Genomic DNA, 21,939 nt, shown 5'->3' on the forward strand with positions numbered 1-21,939 from the left:
CCAGCCGGACGTCACGCCTGCGGCGCGTGCCGGTCCAAGAACCGGTAGACCTCCGTCGTGTCCACCCCGGGGAACACCCCCACGGGCAGCGCAGCCAGCAGGGACGCGTGCGGGCGGGCGCTCGGCCAGGACTTGTCCGACCAACGCTCGGCCAGGTCGGCGGGCGGCTGCCGGCAGCACGTCGGGTCCGGGCACTTCGACGCCGCGCGCTCGGTGGTCTCGCGGCCCCGGAACCAGCGGACCTGGGCGAACGGCACCCCGACGGACACGGAGAACGCGCCCTGCGACGACGGCTGCACGCGGCTGGTGCACCAGTACGTGCCGGACGACGTGTCGGTGTACTGGTAGTACGGCGAGAACCGGTCGGGCAGGGTGAACACCACCCGGGCGGTCCACTGCCGGCAGACGGGCTGCCCCTCGATGGCGCCCAGCGGGTCGGCCGGGAACTTCACGCCGTCGTTCTCGTAGGCCTTGTGCAGGGTGCCGCCCTCGTGGACCTTCATGAAGTGCACGGGGATGCCCAGGTGGCGCGTCGCCAGGTTGGTGAACCGGTGCGCGGCGGTCTCGTAGGGCACGGCGAAGGCGTCGCGAAGGTCCTCCACCGACAGCCGCCGCTCGGCCTTGGCCTCCTGCAGGAACGGCACGGCGCCGTCCTCCGGGAGCATCAGCGCGGCCGCCAGGTAGTTAGCCTCGACGCGCTGGCGCAGGAAGTCGCCGTAGTCCCTGGGCTCCGCGTGGCCGAGCACGTGGCTGGCGATGGCCTGCAGGAGCGGTGAACGGGCGTCGCTGGTGCCGGGGTTGCCCTGGGGCAGGTAGATGCGGCCGTTGGCCAGGTCGGTGACCGATCGGGTGGAGTGCGGCAGGTCGGGCACGTAGTGGAGGCCGAATCCCAGGTGCGCGGCGATGTCCGCAGTCGCGCGCTGCGACAGCGGGCCGCCGGGGTGGTCGATCGCGGCGAGCAGGCGGCGGGCGTGGTCCTCGAGCTCCGGGAAGTAGTTGTCCTGCGCGCGCATCCGGATGCGGAGCTCGGCGTTGGCGCGGCGGGCCTCCTCCGGCGTGGCGGCGTTCTCCGTGAGCAGGCGCTGGATCTCGGCCTGCAGGCGGACCAGCGCCTCGAGGGCGTCAGCAGGCAGGGAGCGACCGACCTTCACCGGCGAGACGCCGAGCGACGCGAAGAGGGGTCCCCGCTGCGCGCGCTCGAGCTCCACCTCCAGGGCGGCGCGGCGCGTGGGCGGCTCGGTGCGCAGCAGCTCGGACAGCGGGACGTCGAGCGCCTCCGCCACCTGTGCCAGCAGCGAGAGCTTGGGCTCGCGGTGACCGTTCTCCAGCATCGACACCTGCGAGGGCGCGCGACCGATCGCCGTGCCCAGGTCGTCGAGCGTCATGTTCCGGCCCGTGCGCAGGTGCCGGATCCGTCGTCCCAGCACCAGCGTGTCGAGGCCGCCGTTGGCCGTCGTCGTCATGCGTCCACCATCGCCCGCCGCCCGCGCTTCTGTCCAGGAGAAGGAACGCCGATCTTCTGCGGACTCTGCCGGGGAAGAACCGTGGAACAGCGAGGAAAGTCGAGGTCAGGCCGAAGGGCCGAGAAGAACCGCCAATGACGGAGGATCACGATGAGCACGTACAGGCACGGCGACCAGACCGAGACCGCGGCCGAGCTCGCGGCGAGCTGGGACCTCGACGCGCGCTGGGCCGGCATCCGCCGCACCCACACCGCCGAGGACGTCGTCGCCCTCCGGGGGTCGGTCCGCGAGGAGAGCACGCTCGCCCGCCGCGGCGCCGAGCGGCTCTGGCAGCTCCTGCACTCCCGCACGCTGGTGCCGGCGCTGGGTGCGCTCACCGGCAACCAGGCCGTGCAGCAGGTCCGCGCGGGGCTCGAGGCCATCTACCTGTCCGGCTGGCAGGTCGCGGCCGACGCCAACCTGTCCGGCCAGACGTACCCGGACCAGTCGCTGTACCCGGTCAACTCGGTGCCCGCGGTGGTCCGCCGGATCAACAACGCGCTCCTGCGCGCCGACCAGATCGAGTTCGCCGAGACCGGTCGCCGCACGCGCGAGTGGCTGGCGCCGATCGTCGCCGACGCCGAGGCCGGGTTCGGTGGGCCGCTGAACGCCTACGAGCTCATGCACTCGATGATCCAGGCGGGTGCGGCGGGCGTGCACTGGGAGGACCAGCTGGCGGCCGAGAAGAAGTGCGGACACCTGGGCGGCAAGGTGCTGGTGCCGACGTCGCAGCACGTGCGGACCCTGTCCGCGGCGCGGCTCGCGGCCGACGTCGCGGGGGTGCCGTCGGTCATCGTCGCCCGCACCGACGCGCTCGGCGCCGACCTGCTGACGTCGGACATCGACCCGCGCGACGAGCCGTTCCTCACCGGGGAGCGGACCGCCGAGGGCTACTACCGGGTGCGCCCGGGCCTCGACCCCGTCGTGGAACGCGCGTCCGCTTATGCGCCTCACTCGGACCTCATCTGGGTGGAGACGTCGACGCCCGACGTCGGCGCGGCCATCGAGTTCGCCGAGCGGATCCACGAGCGGTTCCCGGGCAAGCTGCTGGCCTACAACTGCTCGCCGTCGTTCCACTGGCGCTCGCAGCTGGACGACCTGCAGATCGCGCGGTTCCAGCGGGAGCTCGCGGGCCACGGGTACGTGTTCCAGTTCATCACCCTGGCCGGGTTCCACGCCCTCAACCACTCGATGTTCTCGCTGGCTCGCGGCTACGCCGAGCGCGGCATGAGCGCGTACGTCGAGCTGCAGGAGGCCGAGATCGCCTCCGAGTCCGACGGCTACACCGCCACGCGTCACCAGCGCGAGGTCGGCACCGGCTACTTCGACCGCGTCGCCACCGCGATCAGTCCCGAGAGCGCCACCCTCGCGCTCGCCGGCTCGACGGAGACCGCCCAGTTCACCCACTGACCTCCCTTACCCGCCGCGAGTTCGGTAGTTCGCGTCGAGTTCGGCAGCTGTAGCAACCGAACTCGACCGGAACTGCCGAACTCGCGGCCCCAGAACCCCAGGAGCACCCGCCATGACCATCACCATCCCCCCGCCGCTGATCCGACCTCACCTGTCGCAGACCGGGCCGTCCGTGCCCGGCACGAACGAGATCCTCACCACCGAGGCGATCGACTTCCTCACCGACCTGCACCTGCGCTTCTCCAGCCGCCGGCACGACCTGCTGCTGGGCCGTCAGCACCGCCGGACGCGGTTCTCCAACGGTGCCGACCCCGACTTCCTGCCCCTGACCGCGGGGATCCGGGCGGACCCGAGCTGGCGCGTGGCCGGCCCCGGGCCGGGCCTGGAGGACCGGCGCGTCGAGATCACCGGCCCCACCGACCGCAAGATGACGATCAACGCGCTGAACAGCGGCGCCAAGGTGTGGCTGGCGGACATGGAGGACGCCACGAGCCCCACGTGGGGCAACGTCATCGGCGGGCAGCACTCGCTGTTCGACGCGATCCGGGGGCAGATCGACTTCACGTCCCCCGAGGGCAAGGAGTACCGGGTCGGCCCCACCACGCCGACGATCGTGTTCCGGCCGCGCGGCTGGCACCTGACCGAGAAGCACCTGGAGTTCACGGACCGCGCGGGTCAGACGTGCGCGGCGTCCGCGAGCCTCGTCGACGCCGGCCTGTACCTGTTCCACAACGCGCAGGCCCTCATCGACTCCGGCCGCGGCCCGTACCTGTACCTGCCCAAGCTGGAGGGTCACCTGGAGGCGCGCCTCTGGGACGAGATCTTTCGGTTCACGGAGGCCTACCTGGGTCTGCGGTACGGGACCATCCGCGCGACGGTGCTCATCGAGACCATCACGGCCGCGTTCGAGATGGAGGAGATCCTCTACGAGCTGCGCGACCACTGCGCGGGGCTGAACGCCGGCCGCTGGGACTACATCTTCAGCGTCATCAAGAACTTCCGCGCTCGCGGACCGCGGTTCGTCCTGCCGGACCGCGGCAGCGTGACGATGACGGTCCCGTTCATGAAGGCGTACACCGAGCTGCTCGTCGCGACCTGCCACAAGCGGGGCGCGCAGGCCATCGGCGGCATGAGCGCGTTCATCCCCGACCGCCGCGACCCGGAGGTCACCGACAAGGCGCTCGCTCAGGTCAGGGCCGACAAGCAGCGCGAGGCCGGACAGGGGTACGACGGCACCTGGGTGGCTCACCCCGACCTCGTCCCGGTCGCCCGCGAGGTGTTCGACGAGGCTCTCGGCGACCGCGTCGACCAGCGGCACCGGCTGCGTGAGGACGTGCACGTGACCGCCGCGGACCTGCTGGACATCCCGTCGGCCGGCGGCGGCGAGCCCGGAGCTGTCACCGACGGGGGCCTGCGCGGCAACGTGTCGGTGGGCGTCCGGTACCTCGAGGCGTGGCTGCGGGGCATCGGCGCCGTCGCGATCGACCACCTCATGGAGGACGCCGCCACGGCCGAGATCTCGCGGTCGCAGGTGTGGCAGTGGGTGCACCAGGAGGTCGTCACCGCCGAGGGGACGCGCATCGACGCCGAGCGGGTCGAGCAGGTGCTGAAGGCGGTGCTGGCCGACCTCCCGCGGACCGACGGCGACCGGTACGACGACGCGGCCGACCTGTTCCGGCAGGTCGCCCTGTCGGAGGAGTTCCCGACGTTCCTCACGGTGCCGGCGTACACGCAGTTCCTCGTCGCCCACGAGTGAACGAGACCGTGGTCCGAGGCCCGCCAGCCTCGGACCACGGCGCTCGCGCGCCGGATCATCCCGGTATGGCGGACCCGAACGGGCGATTCATCTCGGGCGCTTGGGGCGTGACCCGCGCTTATGCAAAAATCCGCGCACCTCGGACTGTTGGAGATCACCGAGACGCCGCACCACGCCCGAGGACCGCCATGACCGCATCGCCCACCCGTCGCCGCGCCCGGATGCGACTCACGAGTCGCCGAGCGGGTGCCCTCGCGGCGGCGGTCGCGGCCGTGCTCGTCGCGACGCCGATGGTCTCTGTCGCCTCGCCCGCTCCCGCACGGGTCGCCGAGATCACGGCAGGAGAGTCGGCTGCCGTGCCCGACCCGGAGGCGGAGCCGGCGGATCGCGCCGACCTCGGCCTCGTCCCGGTGTTGGAGCCGGCAGCACCCGCGATCGAGCCCGACCGCGTCCTCGTCCGATTCGCGCCCGGTACCTCGGCGTCGGCGAAGCGCGGCTCCATCGAGGCCGCCGACGGGACGCAGGACGGTGCGATCGGCGGCACCGGCTTCGTCGCCGTCGAAACGGCTCCGGGCGAGGCCGCTGACGTCGCCGCGGAGCTGGACGCGGACCCTTCCGTGGCGGACGTCCAGGTGGATCATGTGCGGGCGTCGAGCGGGGTCGAGGTCTGGGGCGGTGAGGAGTACCTCGAGCACGCCTGGCCGTACCTTGAACTCACGACGCTGCCGTCCGCCTGGGAGTCGGCCGACGGCCGCGGCGTGACCATCGCGGTGCTCGACACGGCGATCTACACCACCCACCTCGAGCTCGCGTCCCGGATCGTCCCGGGTATCGATCTCGTCGGCGGCTGGATGACGAACTCCCACGGGACGGCTGTAGCGAGCGTGGCCGCGGGTGGTGCCAACGGCCTCGGGGCGGTCGGGGCCGCGTACGCCGCGTCGGTCATGCCGGTCCGAGTCCTCGACGACTCAGGTCAGGGAACTGACTCCACCATCGCAGCGGGTATCGACTGGGCCTCGTCGCACGGTGCCAAGGTGATCAACCTGTCTCTGGGTGGCCCCGATCCGTCGCTCGTCCTGCGTGCTGCCATGCAGACGGCCGTGTCGCGCGGCTCGGTCGTCGTGGTGGCCGCGGGCAACTCCGGGGACGACGTCCCCCAGTACCCCGCCGCCTACGCCGCTGAGCTGCCCGGTGTCCTGTCCGTCGCGTCGACGAACGACGACGGCGAGACCCTGCCGAGCTCCTCCGGGGGTGACTCCGTGTCGCTGGCCGCTCCCGGCCTGGACATCATCGGTGCTGGCGCGAATGGCACGCCGTGGGTCTCCATGAGTGGGACGTCGGTGGCCGCTCCGTTCGTGAGCGGTGCGGCTGCTCTGGTCATCCAGAAGAACCCGACGTGGACGCCCGCGCAGGTGTCCGAGCGGCTGATGGCGACGTCTCGGGACGCGGGCCCACGTGGCGTCGACCCGTACTTCGGTCGGGGGATCCTCGACGCCGGAGCGGCGCTGGGCCAGACCCCGGCGGTCCCGCTCGACCGCGCGGTGGGCGATGCGGGCGCCACCGACGACCTGCCCAGCCGCGCGGTCGCGGTCTCCCTGCCGGTGACGGATGCGGTCGTGCCGCTCGAGGCTCAGGGTGACGCGGACTGGCGTCGGTTCGAGAGCGTGGCAGGCACCGACTACGAGATCGTGGCCCGCCCGGAGTACTGGAGCCCGCTCGACCTCGTCGTGGTGCTCGACAAGAACGGCAAGGAGGTGCACCCGGAAGCGCAGGACCTGCTCGGCCGGGAGCACACCTACCGCAGCCTGGCGGGCGGGACGATGTACGTCGGGGTCGGGCCTCGTGCGCAGGATGCTGAGGAGATCGGCGTCACGCTCCTGACGATCCGACGTGCACCGACCCAACGGTCGACGGACTTCGTCCTGTTCGACGAGCCGGCGGCCATCGCGCCCACGCCTTCCGGCCTTGCTGGTGCCGACCTGACCGGTGATGGCATCGAGGACCGGGTGGGGGTCGGGACCTGGTCGGACTCGTTGATCCTGTGGCCTGGTCTGGCGAGCGGGGCGGACGGACCCGCGGTCACTCTCGGTATACCGACCCCCGATCGACAGACGATCTTCACCGTGCCGGTGAACATCTCGGGTGACGCAGTCCCCGAGCTGTTCGTCGTCCCCGGATCCGCAGGTGCCTATGTCACGAGCGCTCGGGGCGGGTCCTGGGCTCCTCTGATCCCCGTCGGTGCGGTGACGGAGAACGTGCGGCAAGTCACGACGGGGGACCTCGATCGTGACGGCGACCAGGACGTGGTCGTGACCCTCTGGTATCAGACCCTCGTGTTCCGGAACGTCGGTGGCGAGCTGCACCAGGAGACCCTGACCTCGATGGCGGGGACGACCGTGGAGCTGCTGGATCTCGACGGCGCAAACGGGCTGGACCTGGTGTTCGACCAAGGGCGCACCGCCCTGCAGCGCCCGGACGGAACCTTCGCTCCTGGTCCCGAGCTGGGCATCTACGGCGGCTACGAGTCGAGGGTCGCGCTCATCGATGACGACGCCCTGCCCGATCTCCTGATCCAGTCGGGCGGGAACAGCGAGACGTCCATCTTCTATGGCAAGGCGGGGGGTGGCCTGAGCGCCCCACAGCCTGTGCACATCCCGCCCGCTTCGCCGCGGTCCTTGCTTCTCGTCGACGTCAACGGTGACGGGCACACCGACATCGTCGGACGCGACTGGATCGTCCTGCAGAGATCTGACCGCAGCTTCCGCGCCATCCAGCGCCAGTACCTGGAGATCGACGGCGATGTGGTGAAGGTTCGTGACCTGACCGGTGACGGTCGGCCGGACCTGATCTGCTCGACCCGCGACAGCACGCTGGTGGTTCCGCAGCTCGGGCCCGACGGAGACGACACGCCGGGCGCTGCGGCGTGGGTCTGGGCAGTCTCACCGGAGGCCTTCGCCACTGGTGTGCCGGCGCGCCCGGACGTGCAGGTGACCAGCACGCGTTCGCTGGCGCGGGCGACCGGCGTCACGCTCGTGGGGTCCGACGGGAAGTCTGTCGCGGCCGGAGTGACTCTCGACGCGTCAGGCCACACGATCACGCTGACGCCGACCGCGGACCTGGTGACCGGTGGGCACTACGAGGTGCTGGTGACAGGCTTGGAGGACACCGACGGGGACGTGATGCCGGATGTCGTGCGCAGCTGGTTCACCGTGGGTGCGGCGGGTCAGCGGTACACGCCGGTCGACCCGGAGCGGTGGCTGGACACCCGGCAGGGTCGCGGCGCGCTGCGGCCGGGCTCGCCGTTGGACCTGTCGTTCGACGAGCTGCCCGAGGACGCGACGGCGGTCGTCCTGAACGTCACCGCCGCCGCGCCCGTCGGGGCCGGGTTCGTCCGGGTGTTCCCGACGCCGGCGGTCGGTGTGACCACGGAGCCGTCGACGTCGAGCCTGAACCTGGCCAACGGCATCGACCAGCCCAACCTGGTGACGGTGAAGCTGGGACGCGACCGGAGCGTGCGGATCTCGTCGATCTGGACGACCACGCACATCGTGGTGGACCTCGCGGGCTACTACGGGGCCGGTGGCGCCACGGCGTACGTGCCGTTGGCGCCGGTGCGCGTCATGGACAACCGCACGGGCGAGGACGGCAGCTTCAAGGGCCGGATCAGCGCGGGGACGTACGTCGACCTGCAGGTGGCCGGGAAGAACGGCGTGCCTGCCGACGCGTCCGCCGTGGTGCTCAACGTGACGGGCGTGAACCCGCCCGGCCGCACCACGGTGCGGGTGTATCCGACGCCGGAGCCGTTCCGGAACAGCTGGCGACCGGAGGTCTCGAACCTGAACCTGATGCCGGGCCGCGACCAGCCGAACCTGGTCACGGTGAAGGTGGGCTGGAACGGCAAGGTCCGGTTCTACGTCCACAACACCGACATGTTCCTGGTCGCGGACCTGGCGGGGTACTACAGCCCGACGGGCGCGAACGGGTTCACGGCGATGGATCCGGTTCGGCTCGCGGACACGCGAACGGGTCTCGGCCTGCCCGGTGGGCGGATGGTACCGACCGAGTCCCGCACGCTCAGGGTGTCGGGGACGCACGGCATCCCGGCGGACGCGAAGGCGGCGGTGCTCAATGTCACGGGCGCTCGTCCCGGGTACTTGACGGTGATCCGGGTGTTCCCCGCGGGCTTGGCTCAGCTGCCGTCCATCTCGAACCTGAACCTGGTCCCGGGTCGTGACGACCCGAACATGGTGATCTCGAAGATCGGCACCGGGGGCGGGGTGGATTTCTACACGCACTCAGCCACCACCGACCTCGTCGTCGACGTCGGGGGTTACTTCACGACCTTCCGCTGACCCTGCTCGCGCCGGCGACGTCGATCCCGCGGATCGGGCTCGAATGCGCCTGGGGCCTCGCGGTCCTGCAGCGCGATCGGCGAGGATCGAGGGCATGGCAGACGTCGAACGCCCCGTGCTGGTCACCGGCGGCACCGGGACCCTGGGCCGCGCCCTCGTGCACACTCTCCTCGACGCACACCGTCCGGTGCGGGTGCTGAGCAGGCGCGATCGCTCACCTGCCGTCCCCGCCGCGGTCGAGTGGGCGGTCGGTGACCTGCTGACCGGCGACGGTCTGGTCGAGGCCGTGGCAGGCACCAGCGCGGTCGTGCACTGTGCGAGCGACCCGCGCAAGCCCGACGACGATCTGGACGCCGCCGTCCAGCTGCTGCTGGCGGCCCGTGCGGCCGAGGTCCCGCACCTGGTCTACGTGTCGATCGTCGGCGTCGACCGCGTGCCGTTCGCGTACTACAAGGCCAAGCACCGCGTGGAGGAGATCGTCGAGGACGGCGGTGTCCCGTGGACGATCCTGCGGGCGACCCAGTTCCACGAGTTCGTCGCCCACCTGCTCGACCTCCTGTCCCGCGGACCGGTCGCGCTCGCGCCCGCCGGCATGAGCGACCAGCCCGTCGATGTCCGCGAGGTGGCGTCGCGACTGGTCTCACTGGTGGCGGCGGGACCCTCCGGTCGCGTCGACGACCTCGGCGGCCCGCAGGTGCTCACCACCGCCGAGCTCATGCGCACGTACCTCTCGGCGACCGGGCGGCGGCGGCCGGTGTGGACCGTCCCGTTCCCCGGTCTGGGCGGGTTCCGACGAGGGCACCACCTCACGCCCGAGCACGCGGTCGGCCGGCTGACCTTCGCGGAGTGGCTCCAGGCCCGGTCGCGGTAGCTGCCGTCCTGGACCACCTGGCGCGGGGCACGAACGACATCGCCACACGGCTGAAGGCGTAGGCCGCCGGCTCAGCTCTCGAAGAGGCAGAACGGGTGGCCGGCCGGATCGAGCATGACGCGGACCTCCTCCTGCGGCTGGAACCCCGCGAGCGTGGCCCCCTCCGCGAGCGCGTGCTCGACGCCCCTGGCCATGTCGTTCACCCAGATGTCGAGGTGCTCCATCATCTGCTGGTGGTCGGTCGTCGCCGGCCAGACAGGCGTCTCGTAGAGCGGGTCGGAGCTGAACGCGACGCCAGTCCCGCCGCCCGGCGGCCGGAGCATCATCCAGCCCGGCTCCTCGCCCATGACGCGCCACCCGAGCAGGCGGCGGTAGAAGTCGCCGAGCGCGTTGGCGTCGCGGGCCTCCAGGACCGTGGTGGACAGGGAGAACTCCAGGCCCGCGTGCCGGGTGATCGGTTCTCGGACGGCCGGGCCGCCGAAGATCGTCAGCGGTGACGGGTGCCGGGGTTCGTACAGCCCGAGCGACCCACCGCTGGGCAGCGGGATCCGGGTGACGACGCCCCAGTCCTCGGTGTGCGGGTGTCCGACCGGCCGCACCCCCCTGGCGGCCAGGTCGGCGAGCGTCCGGTCCAGGTCGTCGCACATCAGGTGCAGCGTCGCGCCGTCCGCACTGTGGCCGGGATGCACCCCGAGCTCGGCCGGAGGGAGGGCGAAGATCAGCCACCCGTCGCCCGAGGTCGCATCCTCCACCGACGGCCACCCGAGCACGTCACGCAGGAACGCGCGATCGGCGGCGGGGTCGGAGCTGGCCAGCAGCACGTGCAGCGCGGAGATCACCCGTCCAGCGTCGCCACGTGTTCCCGTGTTCGCCACCCGGAAAACCCCTTGGCGGCGGCGGGATCCGGACGTACGGTCGTCGCACACGGGAAGGAGGTGGTCCAGGACATGTTCTATTCCAGGACGCGTGAGGTGACTGCCCGCTAGTCGCCCGAAAGTACTCGGACGGATTGCACAGACGATCCGCCCGCAGGCCCACCCGGACCGGCGAGCGAATCCATGGCAGTCACCGCAGCCCGTGGGAGCCGCGACCTCGTCCTTCGCGGCAGGGCCTCTTCGGAGGCCTGGCCCACGGGCTGTTGCCTGCCCATCTCGTGGCAGGCTGGAGGCGTGGCTCTCAAGAACCCCTCCCAGATCGACCAGATGCGCCCGGCCGGGAAGTTCGTCGCCGGCGTGCTCTCCTCCTTGCGTGACGTCGCCCGCGAGGGGATGACCCTCAAGCAGCTGGACACCCACGCGCACCAGATGATCGACGCGGCCGGCGCCCACTCGGTCTACCTCGGCTACCACCCGTCGTTCGGCGCGATGCCGTACCCCGGCGTGCTGTGCACCTCCGTCAACGACGCCGCACTGCACGGCCTGCCGTCCGACTACGTGCTCGCCGACGGTGACGTCCTGAGCATCGACTTCGCCGCGCAGGTCCAGGGCTGGGTGGCCGACTCCGCGCTGACGTTCCAGATCGGCACGCAGGACCCGGCCGTCCAGAAGCTGATCCAGACCACCGAGCGGGCCCTCGACGCCGGAATCGCCGCAGCTCGGGCGGGCGCGCGGATGGGTGACATCTCGTCGGCCATCGGCACCATCGGCCGGGCCGGTGGGTACGGGATCAACGCCGACTTCGGGGGCCACGGCGTCGGGCGGACCATGCACGAGGACCCGCACGTGCCCAACCTCGGGCGCCGCGGCACCGGGCAGAAGCTCAAGGCCGGCCTGGTCATCGCGATCGAGCCCTGGTTCATGGCCGGCGGCGACGAGTACACGATCGACGCCGACGGCTGGACCATCCGCACGGGCGACGGCTCGGTGGCCGCCCACGCGGAGCACACGATCGCGATCACCCCCGACGGCGCCCTGGTCCTCACTGCCCGCGACTGACCCAGACGTCCAACGTCCGAGGAAGTGGCCGCCGGAGCAGCCACATCCTCGGACGCAACGCAGGTGAGCCGGTGAGCGTCCGAGCAAGCGGTCGCCAGGGCAGCCGCATCCTCGGACGTCCGCGGGCTCGCGCGTCCCAGCGACCGGATGTGCGGACGTTCCCTGTTCTTGACGGCGGACTTAGATTGGCTCGATCCGGCATCGCCGGCGGATCCGCACGGAAGAGGGCCTCTGATGTCCGCGCTCGTCGAAACTGCTCCGCTCATCGGTCACGTCGTCGGGGGCCAGGTGACGACCCCCGAGGGGTCCCGCACCCAGGACGTGTTCGACCCCGCGACCGGGGAGGTGTCGGGCCGGGTGCTCCTGGCGGAGCAGGCCGACGTCGACGCGGCGGTCGCGGCGGCCGTGGTCGCGGCGGAGTCGTGGTCGCAGGAGCCCGTCGCCAAGCGGGCCGCCGTGCTGTTCGCGCTGCGCGAGCAGATCGTGCAGCACACCGACGAGCTGGCCGCGATCATCACCGCCGAGCACGGGAAGGTGCTGGCCGACTCCCACGGGGAGATCGCCCGCGGGCTCGAGGTCATCGAGTACGCCTGCGGCATGCCGCAGCTGCTCAAGGGTGAGTACACCGACCAGGCGGCCACGGGCGTCGACGTGTTCTCGTTCCGGGAGCCGCTGGGCGTGGTCGCGGGCATCACCCCGTTCAACTTCCCGGCCATGGTGCCGCTGTGGATGTCGCCGATGGCCATCGCCACCGGCAACGCGTTCGTCCTCAAGCCGTCCGAGCGCGACCCGTCCTCGTCGCTGTTCCTGGCGAAGATGTGGAAGGCCGCTGGGCTGCCCGACGGCGTGTTCTCGGTGGTGCAGGGCGACCGGGTGGCCGTCGACGCGCTGCTCACGCACCCGGACATCGCCGCGGTCTCGTTCGTCGGCTCGACGCCGATCGCACAGCACGTGCACGCCACCGCGACAGCGCACGGCAAGCGGGTGCAGGCGCTCGGTGGGGCCAAGAACCACGCGGTCGTGCTGGCCGACGCCGACCTGGACCTCGCGGCGACCCACCTGACCGGTGCGGCGTTCGGCGCGGCCGGCGAGCGGTGCATGGCCATCTCGGTGGCGGTCGTGGTCGACGAGGTCGCGGACGCCCTGCTCGAGCGGCTGCGGGCGGGCGCGGAGAAGGTCCGGGTGGCGCCGGGCACCGACCCGAACAGCGACATGGGCCCGGTCATCACCAAGGCGTCGCAGCTGCGGATCGAGGAGATCGTCACCGACGCGGTCGCCAACGGAGCCTCTGCGGTCGTCGACGGCCGCGGGCACTCGGTGGCTGGTCACGAGAACGGGTTCTTCGTCGGCCCCACGGTCCTCGACGGCGTCTCCACGGACATGCGCGCGTACGTCGAGGAGATCTTCGGGCCGGTGCTCGTGGTGATCAGGGCGGCGGACCTGTCCGAGGCGATCGCCCTGGTCAACGCCAACCCGTACGGCAACGGCACCGCGCTGTTCACGTCCTCGGGCGACGCGGCGCGGACGTTCCAGCGGGCCGTGAACGTCGGGATGATCGGCATCAACGTGCCGATCCCCGTGCCGGTCGGGTGGCACTCGTTCGGCGGGTGGAAGAACTCGCTGTTCGGCGAGAGCCACATCTACGGCCCCGAGTCGGTGCGCTTCTACACGCGCGGCAAGGTGGTCACCAGCCGCTGGCCCAGCAGCCCGGCGACGGCCAAGTTCCACTTCGGCCGCACCACCTCCCACTGACCGCAACGTCCGCACTCGAGAGGGCCTGAACCCGACGGAGTGCGGACGTCCCAGCCAGGGACCAGCAACGTCCGCACTCGAGCGGGTCTGAACCTCATCGAGTGCGGACGTTGCGGGTTCTACAGCGAGCGCTGGTACGTGCGCATCGCCCCGACCGACCACCACCCGATGAGCGTCGCCAGGGCCAGGAGCAGTGCGCCGCGGGTGGCCACCACCGACCAGTCCACCGACGGGGACATCCCCGTGCGGGCGATCTCCGTCGCCCAGGTCAGCGGGTTGTACCGCGCGGCCGTCTGCACCCAGTCGGGCAGCAGCGCCGCGGGCATGAGGGCGGTCGAGACGAAGGTCGCCGGCAGCACGATGATCGTCGAGATGCCGATGAGCGCCGTCTGGTCGCGGGCCAGCAGCGCGACGGCGGCCGACAGGGAGCAGAACGCCGCCGCGAGCAGCAGTGACGCCCCGATCGCGAGGGCCATGCCCCCGACACCTCCGGAGTACCGCGCGCCGGCCAGCGCGCCGATCCCCAGGACGCAGATCCCCTGCACCACGCAGACGAGCAGCTGCTGCACCAGCTGCCCGGCCACGAGCGACGACCGCGACACCGGGGACGTGAGCATCCGGTCCATGACCCCTGAGCGGATGTCGTCGATGAACCCGGTGCCCGCCCACGCGCCCGAGTACAGGACGGTCATCATGAGGATGCCCGGCACCAGGAACGTCATGTAGTCCTCGGACCCGAAACCGGGAGCGGTGGCGACCGACGAGAACACGTTCCCGAACAGGACAAGCCAGATCACCGGCTGGATGATCGCCACCCCGAGGCCCCACGGCTGCCGGATCGCGTCCACCGTCCAGCGGCGGGTGACCTCGACGGTCTGCGTGACCCACGACGCGCGGGTCGGCGTGGTGACGGGACGAGTGACGGTGAGCGTGCTCATCGGGCGACCTCCTTCGAGGCGACGTCTGCCGACGTCCACGAGCGGCCGGCGTGCCGCAGGTAGACGTCGTCGAGGGTGGGGCGGGAGACCGCGACGGCTCCGTGCCGAACGCCCGCCGCCTGCAGGGCGGAGATGACGGTGCCGACGACGGCCGGTCCGTCGGTGGTGCGTGCGACGAGGCGACCGGTCGGCCCCTCGACGTGGACGACGACCTCGCGCAGCGCGGTGATCGGCGCGACCGCGGACCGCACGAGGTCGGGGGTCGGCTCGACCAGGTCGACCGTGAGCGTGTCCCCTTCGAGCGTGGCCTTCAGCGCGTCCGGGGAACCGAACGCGACCACCCGGCCCCGGTCCACGATCGTCAACCCGTCGGCCAGTCGATCCGCCTCCTCGAGGTAGTGGGTGGTGAGCACGACGGTCAGCGAGTCCTCACCCGCGAGCCGTCGGATTTCCGCCCACATCGCGGCGCGCGCCTCCGGGTCGAGCCCGGTGGTGGGCTCGTCGAGGAACAGGACCTGCGGGGTGCCCACGAGACCGAGTGCCACGTCGAGCTTGCGCCGGGTGCCTCCGGAGAGCTTGCCTGCGCCACGGTCGGCGGCCCCGGCCAGCCCGAACCGGTCGACGAGGGCAGCTGCCCGGTCGGACGAGGCGGCTCGGGACAGCCCCCGCAGCCGCGCGGCCATGACGAGGTTCTCGCGCGGGCTGAGCAGCGGGTCGGCGCCCGTGCCCTGCGAGACGTAGCCGATGCTGCGGCGGACGGTGTCGGCCTCCCGCACGACGTCGCGCCCGCCCACGCGGGCGACCCCGGACGTGGCGCGCGCGAGGGTGGTGAGCACCTTCGTGGTGGTGGACTTGCCGGCTCCGTTGGGTCCGAGCAGCCCGTGCACGGTGCCGCCGGGGATGCTGAGCGTGAGGCCGTCGAGGGCTCGGACGTCCGGTCGGCCGCGGCCGCCGGGGTAGGTCTTGACGAGGTCGAGTGCCTCGACCACGGGTGCTGCGGGCATGGTGCCGCCTTCGGTCGTGCCGTCCGTTCCTTCCGGCCAGAACGGCGGGTGGTCCGACCGAGCTGCCACCTATGCTGATTCGTGCGGCGGATCGCACAGGTGCCCTCACGGGTCCCGGTCGGTTCGTGGTGGTCGGCCCGGGTGTTCCAGCACCTGGGCCGACCTTCTTCTCTACGGAGGGCTCAGATAGGGCGCGAGCGCCTCCGCAAGCTCATCGGGATCCAACCGGCCGTGCGTGCTGGCGCGTTGGTGCAGGTCACGCCACAGATCGACGCCCTCGAACGACCCGTCCGCGATGCTCGTCGCGAGCGCGGTGACGAACCCGAGCTCGGCGCGGACGATGGTGACCTCGTACTCGCTCTCCAGCGAGAAGATCGCCGGCAGGCCCATCGCACGCGCGTCGACCAGCCCGCTCTCCAAGCCGGCGATCTGCCGCTCGAGCGAGGTCTGCCGCAGGTGCAGCAGCCGGACGACGTCGTCGGGACCCAGCAGCGGCAGGAACGACAGCGCGGCCTCGAACTGCGGGAACTCCTTGGCCGGCGTGCGGACCAGGTCGGTCAGCCAGTCGATGGCCTCCGTGGCGCCCGCGTCCGTGATCCGGTACACCGTGCGCGTCGGGCGGTTGCCCTCCCGCTCGGTGGACGCGGCCTCGATCAGCCTTTGCTTCACCAGCGAGTCGACCACCGAGTACAGCGAGCCGAAGTTCAGCCGGACCGACTCGTCCTTGCGGCGCTCGCGCAGGGTCATCGACATCTCGTACGGGTGCATCGGGCGTTCCCACAGGAGCGCGAGCACGGCGAGGGCCAGTGGGTTGTTCCGGCTGCGCGGTGCCATGGCTCCTCCTGCTCCAGTTCGAATGCTCGATCCAGAATATATCTCGACTAGTACGCGTCTGCCAAGCACGAACGGCCCGCACCCTCGCTGAGGATGCGGGCCGTCGTCGTGGAAGAGTCAGTCGACGCGGACGACGACCTTGCCGCGGACGTGACCGGTCTGGCTGGCCTCGTGGGCTGCGGCGGCGTCGGCCAGCTCGAACACCTCGGCGACGTCGACCTTCACGGTGCCCGCGTCGATCAGGGCTGCGAGGGCGTCGAGGTCCGCGGTGCTCGGCCGGACCCAGACGTAGTGGCCGCCGAGCTCATCGCGCGCGGCGGCGTCGACGATCGAGGCCACGACCCCGCCGTCGGCCAGCAGGGCCTTCGAGGTCTCGACGAGGTCGTCACCACCGAAGTCGAGAACGACGTCGATGCCGTCGGGCACCAGCGCGCGGACGCGGTCGGCCAGCCCGTCGCCGTACTCCACGGGCTCGGCGCCGAGGTCGCGCAGGTACTCGTGGTTGCGCGCGGACGCCGTGCCGATCACCCGGGCGCCCACCGAGCGGGCGATCTGCACGGCGAACGCGCCGACCCCGCCCGCGGCGGCGTGCACGAGGACGGTCTGACCGTCGCGGACGCCGGCTCGTCGGATCGCCTGGAACGCGGTCAGGCCGGCCAGCGGCACGGCCGCAGCCTCCTCGAACGAGAGGGTCGACGGCTTGCGCGCGAGGGTCCGCACGGGTGCGGCGACGTACTCCGCGAACGTGCCGCCCTGCACCCAGTCGCGGCGCACGTAGCCGTAGACCTCGTCGCCGACCTGGTACTCGGGGGTGTCGAGGCCGACGCGCTCGACCACGCCGGCCACGTCCCAGCCGGGGACCGCGGGGAACGTCACGTCCATGATCTCGTCGAGGTACCCGGCCCGGACCTTCCAGTCGACGGGGTTGACCGACGCGGCGCGCACGCGGACGAGCACGCTGTCGGGGCCGACCTTCGGGGTGGGCTGCTCGGTGAGCTCGAGGACGTCGGACGCGCCGTAGCGGGAGTAGGTGATGGCTCGCATGCTCCCGACAACCGGGCGACGACGGGCCGTGATTCCCTCCGTGGCAAACGTCACGTCGCCGCCCACCCCTGTTCACCTGCCTGCCGCAACTCGGACATCCGCCCTGGTCACCCTCGGTGCACACCGATCGAAGGGGACCTCGATGCCGTACGCCCGCCGCACCCTTGCCGCGCTGACCTGCACCGCCGTGCTCTGCGCGGGCCTGGGAGCGACCGCCGCGGCGGCGCACCCCCAGCCGTCCCCCCAGGCTGTGTTCCACCGCCTCGCCACGTACCCCGTCTACCTGAACCGCCCGGCGGACGTGCCGGCAGCGGACCCGACCGTCGCGGAGATCTCCGCAGTCAGCGAGGACGGTCGGACGTTCATCCACACCGACGCGCTCGCGGGCCGGATCGGCTTCGTCGACCTGACGGACCCGGCGAAGCCGCGGGGCCTGGGCACGCTCGACCTGGCGGCGGACCTCGGGGTGGGCGACCACGCGGAGCCGACGTCGGTGGCCGTGGTCGGCGGCTACGTGCTCGTCGTCGTCGACACGTCCGAGAGCTTCACGAATCCGTCGGGACTGCTCGCGGTGATCGACCTGGCCACGCACGCGCTGGTGCGGACGATCGACCTCGGCGGCCAGCCCGACTCGATCGCGCTCACGCCTGACAAGACGCACGCGGCGATCGCGATCGAGAACCAGCGCGACGAGGACGCGAAGCCGACGGGCGGCGCCAAGGGCGATCTGCCGCAGCTGCCCGGCGGGTTCCTGCAGCTCGTGGACCTGCTCGGGACCGACCCCGCGACCTGGACCACCCGGGCGGTGCCGTTCACGGCGGACGCGCTCGCCGGGCTCGACACCCCGCAGGACCCGGAGCCGGAGTACGTCGCGATCGACCCCACGGGAACCACGGTCGCGGTGACCCTGCAGGAGAACAACGGCGTCGCGCTCGTCGACATCGCCTCCGGGGCCGTCTCGCGCGTGTTCAGCGCGGGCAGCGTCGCGGTGACCGGCATCGACACCGCGCAGGACGGTGTGATCAACCAGACCGGGTCCATCCCGGCCACGCCGCGCGAGCCCGACGCCGTCGCGTGGCTCGACGCGACGCACCTGGCGACGGCGAACGAGGGCGACTGGAAGGGCGGCACCCGCGGGTGGACCGTCTTCGACACCTCCGGCGCGGTGGTCTGGGACGCCGGTGCGGAGCTCGAGCGGCTGGCCGTCCGGACCGGGCTGCACTCCGAGTCGCGCGCCGGGAAGAAGGGCGTCGAGATCGAAGGGCTGGCGGTCGCGACCCTCGGCGGGAAGCGGTACGCGTTCGTCGGCTCCGAGCGGTCGAACTTCGTCGCGGTGTACGACGTGGACGACGCCGCGCACCCGCGGTTCGTCCAGGTGCTGGCGACGACCAACGGGCCGGAAGGCATCCTGCCGGTGCCGTCGCGGGACCTGCTGCTGGTCTCCAGCGAGACCGATGACGCGTCGGTCCTGGTCCGCTCGTCGGTGACCGTCTTCGGGCGTGGCAAGGCCTACGCCCGGACCGGCGGCGCCCCGCAGTTCCCGAGCGTCGTCTCCGCCGACGACGCTGCGGGCAACCCGATCGGCTGGGGCGCTCTCGGCGCGCTGAGTGCGGACCCGACCGACAAGAAGCACCTGTGGACGGCGTCGGACGCGGCCTACTCCACGGCGCACCTGCTCCGGCTCGACGTGTCGCGGACGCCGGCGGTGATCGACCGCGACGTCGTCGTGACGCAGGGGGGCACGGCGGCGTCGCTGGACATCGAGGGCGTCTCGGCCCGTCGGCGGGGCGGCTTCTGGCTGGGGTCCGAGGGGGCGACGGGCGCGGCGAACGCGCTGGTCCGCACCGACGCGAGCGGCGCGATCCAGCAGACGGTGCCGCTGCCCGCGGACGTCTCGGCGGGGCTGAGCAAGTGGGGCATCGAGGGCGTCGCCGCCACGGAGGACTCCCGCGGCGAGCACGTGTGGGTCGCGCTCCAGCGCGGGCTCACCGGCGACGAGACCCGGGCGCGCATCGGCCGCTACGACGTCCGCACCGGGACCTGGGCGTGGTTCGCCTACCCGCTGGGCACGACGACGACCGCCGGCGACTGGATCGGCCTGTCGGAGATCACGGTCGTGGACCGCGACACGCTCGCGGTCGTCGAGCGCGACAAGCTCAACGGCCCGGACGCGAAGGTCAAGGCCGTCTACACGGTGCGGATCCCGGCCAGGGACCCCGCACCGGGCACCGTCGGCACGCTGACCAAGACGCTGGTCCGCGACCTGGTCCCGGACCTGCGGGCGACCAACGGGTGGACGCAGGAGAAGCTCGAGGGCCTGACCATCGGTGGCGACGGCCAGGTCTACGCGATCACGGACAACGACGGGCTCAAGGACGCCTCCGGCGAGACCGTGCTCCTGCGGCTCGGCCCGGCGGCGAAGGTGTTCCGGGCGCACAGGTGACGTCGAGCGGCGATCATGGCGGGATGCCCACCCCGTACTCCGTCATGGTCGTCTGCACCGGCAACATCTGCCGCTCCCCGATGGCCGAGGTGGTCCTGCGCGAGCGGTTCGCCGCCGCCGGGCTCGCCGACCAGGTGGTCGTCGACTCGACGGGCATCAGCGCCGAGGAGCACGGCAACCCGGTGGACCGTCGCGCGCGGGCCGTCCTGCTGGGCCATGGCTACCCCGCCGGTGACGGGCACCGGGCGCGTCAGGTGCGGGCCGGTGACGACCGAGACCTGGTGCTGGCCATGACGAACGCGCACGCGCGGGCGCTGCGGCGGCTGGACGTCGAGCCGGTGCTCTTCCGCTCGTTCGACCCGGTGGCGGCCGGCGACCTCGACGTCGCCGACCCCTGGTACGGCGGCGCGCAGGACTTCGAGGACTGCCTCGCCCAGATCGAGGCCGCGGCCGACGGGATCGTCGAGCACGTCCGCGCGGAGCTGGGGAATGCGCAGGTCAGTCGCCATGGTTGACCGAGGCATGTCCCTCGACGAGATCCCGCTGACCACCCTCAAGGGCGAGCCCACGACGTTCGGCGCGTACGCGGACAAGGTCAAGCTGGTGGTCAACGTGGCCTCCCGGTGCGGCCTGGCCCCGCAGTACGAGACGCTCGAGCGGCTCCAGAAGACCTACGGCGACCGCGGGTTCACGGTCCTGGGCTTCCCCAGCAACCAGTTCCTCCAGGAGCTCGGCTCCGAGGAGGCCATCGCGGAGTACTGCTCGGCGACGTGGGGCGTGACGTTCCCGATGTTCGAGAAGGTCAAGGTCAACGGCAGGCACCAGCACCCGCTGTACGCCGCGCTGACCACGACCCCGGACGCGTCGGGCAAGGCCGGCCGGGTCACGTGGAACTTCGAGAAGTTCGTCGTCACGCCGGACGGGTCGGTGCACCGGTTCCGCCCGCAGACGTCCCCGGACGCGCCCGAGATCGTCGAGCTGATCGAGTCGTCCCTGCCCGGCTAGAGCCAGCGGTTGCGTCGGAAGGCTCGGTGCAGGCCGACGCAGACGACGCCGATCCCGGCCAGCACGATCCAGAACCCGAGCGACCAGTCCGAGGCGGGCAGGTAGTCGAAGTTCATCCCGTACAGGCCGGCGATCGCGGTGGGCACCAGGGCGATCGCCGCCCACGCGGAGATCTTGCGCATGTCGGAGTTCTGCTGGACCGTCACGCGGTTCTGCTCGACGCTCACCTGCGCGAGGTCGGCCTGCATGACGCCAGTGAGCAGGGCGTCGGCGGCCTCGATGAGCTCCGCGGCCCGCAGGGCGTGGTCCTGGACGTCCCGGAAGTACGGGCGTGAGTAGGCGGGGATGCAGGGCACCTGCTGCTCGGCCAGCCGGGTCAGCGGCTGGACCAGCGGCACGACCGCGCGCCGGAACTGCTGCACCTCGCGCTTGAGCTTGTAGATCCGCTCGGCGTGGTCGCTGCCCGGGTCGTCACCGAACACCTGGTCCTCGATCTGGTCCAGGTCCTCGTCGATCGCCGCGGTGACGTCGAGGTACTGGTCGACGGCCTTGTCCAGGATCCCGTGCAGCACCGCGGGCGGGCCGTGCTGCAGCATCTCGGGGTCGGCCTCCAGCGCCGCCCGCACCTGCGCCGGGATCGTCGTGTCGCCGTGCCGGACCACGATGACGAACCGCTCGCCCAGGAAGATCGCGAGCTCGGTGACCTCGACCACCTCGACGTGGTCGACGTAGTGCACGGGCTTGACCACCGCGAACGTGACCCCGCCGTACTGCTCGAGCTTGGGCCGCTGGTGGGCCCGGATGGCGTCGTCGATCGCCAGCTGCGGGAGCTCGAAGCCCTTGGCGAGCTGGTCGAACTCCTCGGCGGTGGGCTCCACCAGGCCGATCCACACGAACCCGTCCTCCGCCTCGGCCTCCTGCAGGGCCAGGCGCAGGTCATCGATGTGGTGCCGCCGGCGTCCGGCGGAGTAGAGCGCGCAGTCCACGATCACGAGACGAAGGCTAGACCGCGCGCTCCTGGCCCTGGCGCGACAGACTGGCAGGGCCGTCGACGAACGCCGGCGGCACCCGCGGAAGAACTCCCGGAGGTTGTC

At 71.7% G+C, this 21,939-nt stretch carries 16 protein-coding genes; 9 read left to right on the plus strand and 7 right to left on the minus strand.

All coding sequences use genetic code 11. The annotated features are described in order from the left end of the window. Window positions 1–11 precede the first annotated feature (11 nt). Window positions 12–1,463 carry a helix-turn-helix domain-containing protein gene (locus AC1DXT_RS01555; protein ID WP_477059620.1) on the minus strand — a complete coding sequence of 484 codons (1,452 nt, stop codon included), beginning with the start codon at window positions 1,461–1,463 and terminating at the stop codon, window positions 12–14. A 150-nt stretch (window positions 1,464–1,613) separates the two neighbouring features. On the opposite strand from AC1DXT_RS01555, the gene aceA reads away from it, so the two are divergent. From aceA to AC1DXT_RS01575, 4 genes are all read left to right on the plus strand, one after another. Further along, the gene (aceA, locus tag AC1DXT_RS01560) at window positions 1,614–2,912 is read left to right on the plus strand and encodes an isocitrate lyase (RefSeq protein ID WP_477059621.1); all 1,299 of its coding nucleotides are present in this window, start codon (window positions 1,614–1,616) and stop codon (window positions 2,910–2,912) included. 112 nt (window positions 2,913–3,024) lie between these two features. Continuing rightward, window positions 3,025–4,668 carry a malate synthase A gene (gene aceB / locus AC1DXT_RS01565; protein WP_477059622.1) on the plus strand — a complete coding sequence of 548 codons (1,644 nt, stop codon included), beginning with the start codon at window positions 3,025–3,027 and terminating at the stop codon, window positions 4,666–4,668. A gap of 188 nt (window positions 4,669–4,856) precedes the next feature. Beyond that, entirely contained in the window at window positions 4,857–9,020 is a 4,164-nt protein-coding gene (locus tag AC1DXT_RS01570) for a S8 family serine peptidase (RefSeq protein ID WP_477059623.1), read from the plus strand. A 94-nt stretch (window positions 9,021–9,114) separates the two neighbouring features. Beyond that, window positions 9,115–9,891, plus strand: coding sequence for an SDR family oxidoreductase (locus AC1DXT_RS01575; protein WP_477059624.1), 777 nt, complete (start codon window positions 9,115–9,117; stop codon window positions 9,889–9,891). A gap of 71 nt (window positions 9,892–9,962) precedes the next feature. On the opposite strand, the gene AC1DXT_RS01580 is transcribed toward AC1DXT_RS01575, so the two are convergent. After that, the gene (locus AC1DXT_RS01580; protein WP_477059625.1) at window positions 9,963–10,730 is read right to left on the minus strand and encodes a VOC family protein; all 768 of its coding nucleotides are present in this window, start codon (window positions 10,728–10,730) and stop codon (window positions 9,963–9,965) included. A 330-nt stretch (window positions 10,731–11,060) separates the two neighbouring features. Here AC1DXT_RS01580 and map point away from each other — a divergent pair, with 330 nt between their 5' ends. Together map and AC1DXT_RS01590 are read left to right on the plus strand one after the other, a co-directional pair. Further along, window positions 11,061–11,825 carry a type I methionyl aminopeptidase gene (gene map / locus AC1DXT_RS01585; RefSeq protein WP_477059626.1) on the plus strand — a complete coding sequence of 255 codons (765 nt, stop codon included), beginning with the start codon at window positions 11,061–11,063 and terminating at the stop codon, window positions 11,823–11,825. A gap of 234 nt (window positions 11,826–12,059) precedes the next feature. Then, a complete protein-coding gene (locus AC1DXT_RS01590; protein ID WP_477059627.1) occupies window positions 12,060–13,577 on the plus strand; it encodes a CoA-acylating methylmalonate-semialdehyde dehydrogenase in 1,518 nt (505 codons plus the stop codon). A 119-nt stretch (window positions 13,578–13,696) separates the two neighbouring features. Here the strand turns inward: AC1DXT_RS01590 and AC1DXT_RS01595 are convergent, their stop codons facing one another. The 4 genes from AC1DXT_RS01595 to AC1DXT_RS01610 all read right to left on the minus strand — a co-directional run bounded on the left by AC1DXT_RS01595 (window position 13,697) and on the right by AC1DXT_RS01610 (window position 17,397). Then, window positions 13,697–14,515: an ABC transporter permease gene (locus tag AC1DXT_RS01595; RefSeq protein ID WP_477059628.1), complete on the minus strand. Its 819-nt coding sequence runs from the start codon at window positions 14,513–14,515 to the stop codon at window positions 13,697–13,699. Beyond that, window positions 14,512–15,519, minus strand: a complete 1,008-nt coding sequence (locus AC1DXT_RS01600) for an ABC transporter ATP-binding protein (protein WP_477059629.1) — start codon at window positions 15,517–15,519, stop codon at window positions 14,512–14,514. The genes AC1DXT_RS01595 and AC1DXT_RS01600 overlap by 4 nt, the downstream gene beginning before the upstream one ends. 171 nt (window positions 15,520–15,690) lie before the next feature. Next, window positions 15,691–16,353, minus strand: coding sequence for a PadR family transcriptional regulator (locus AC1DXT_RS01605; protein ID WP_477059630.1), 663 nt, complete (start codon window positions 16,351–16,353; stop codon window positions 15,691–15,693). A 117-nt stretch (window positions 16,354–16,470) separates the two neighbouring features. Continuing rightward, complete coding sequence (locus tag AC1DXT_RS01610) at window positions 16,471–17,397, minus strand: NADP-dependent oxidoreductase (RefSeq protein WP_477059631.1); 927 nt, start codon at window positions 17,395–17,397, stop codon at window positions 16,471–16,473. A gap of 142 nt (window positions 17,398–17,539) precedes the next feature. Between AC1DXT_RS01610 and AC1DXT_RS01615 the strand changes: the two genes are divergently transcribed. Genes AC1DXT_RS01615 through AC1DXT_RS01625 form a run of 3 tightly spaced genes read left to right on the plus strand, consistent with a single transcriptional unit; the run spans window position 17,540 to window position 20,845 of the window. Then, on the plus strand, window positions 17,540–19,840 hold the full coding sequence (locus AC1DXT_RS01615; protein ID WP_477059632.1) for an esterase-like activity of phytase family protein: 2,301 nt from the start codon (window positions 17,540–17,542) through the stop codon (window positions 19,838–19,840). A 23-nt stretch (window positions 19,841–19,863) separates the two neighbouring features. Then, entirely contained in the window at window positions 19,864–20,355 is a 492-nt protein-coding gene (locus AC1DXT_RS01620; protein ID WP_477059633.1) for a low molecular weight protein-tyrosine-phosphatase, read from the plus strand. Between the two features lie 7 nt (window positions 20,356–20,362). Further along, entirely contained in the window at window positions 20,363–20,845 is a 483-nt protein-coding gene (locus AC1DXT_RS01625) for a glutathione peroxidase (protein WP_477060792.1), read from the plus strand. Here the strand turns inward: AC1DXT_RS01625 and AC1DXT_RS01630 are convergent. Then, entirely contained in the window at window positions 20,842–21,837 is a 996-nt protein-coding gene (locus tag AC1DXT_RS01630; protein ID WP_477059634.1) for a magnesium and cobalt transport protein CorA, read from the minus strand. The genes AC1DXT_RS01625 and AC1DXT_RS01630 overlap by 4 nt on opposite strands. Between the last annotated feature and the right edge of the window lie 102 nt (window positions 21,838–21,939).

It is taken from the genome of Cellulomonas sp. P1_G12_2 (assembly GCF_056405535.1).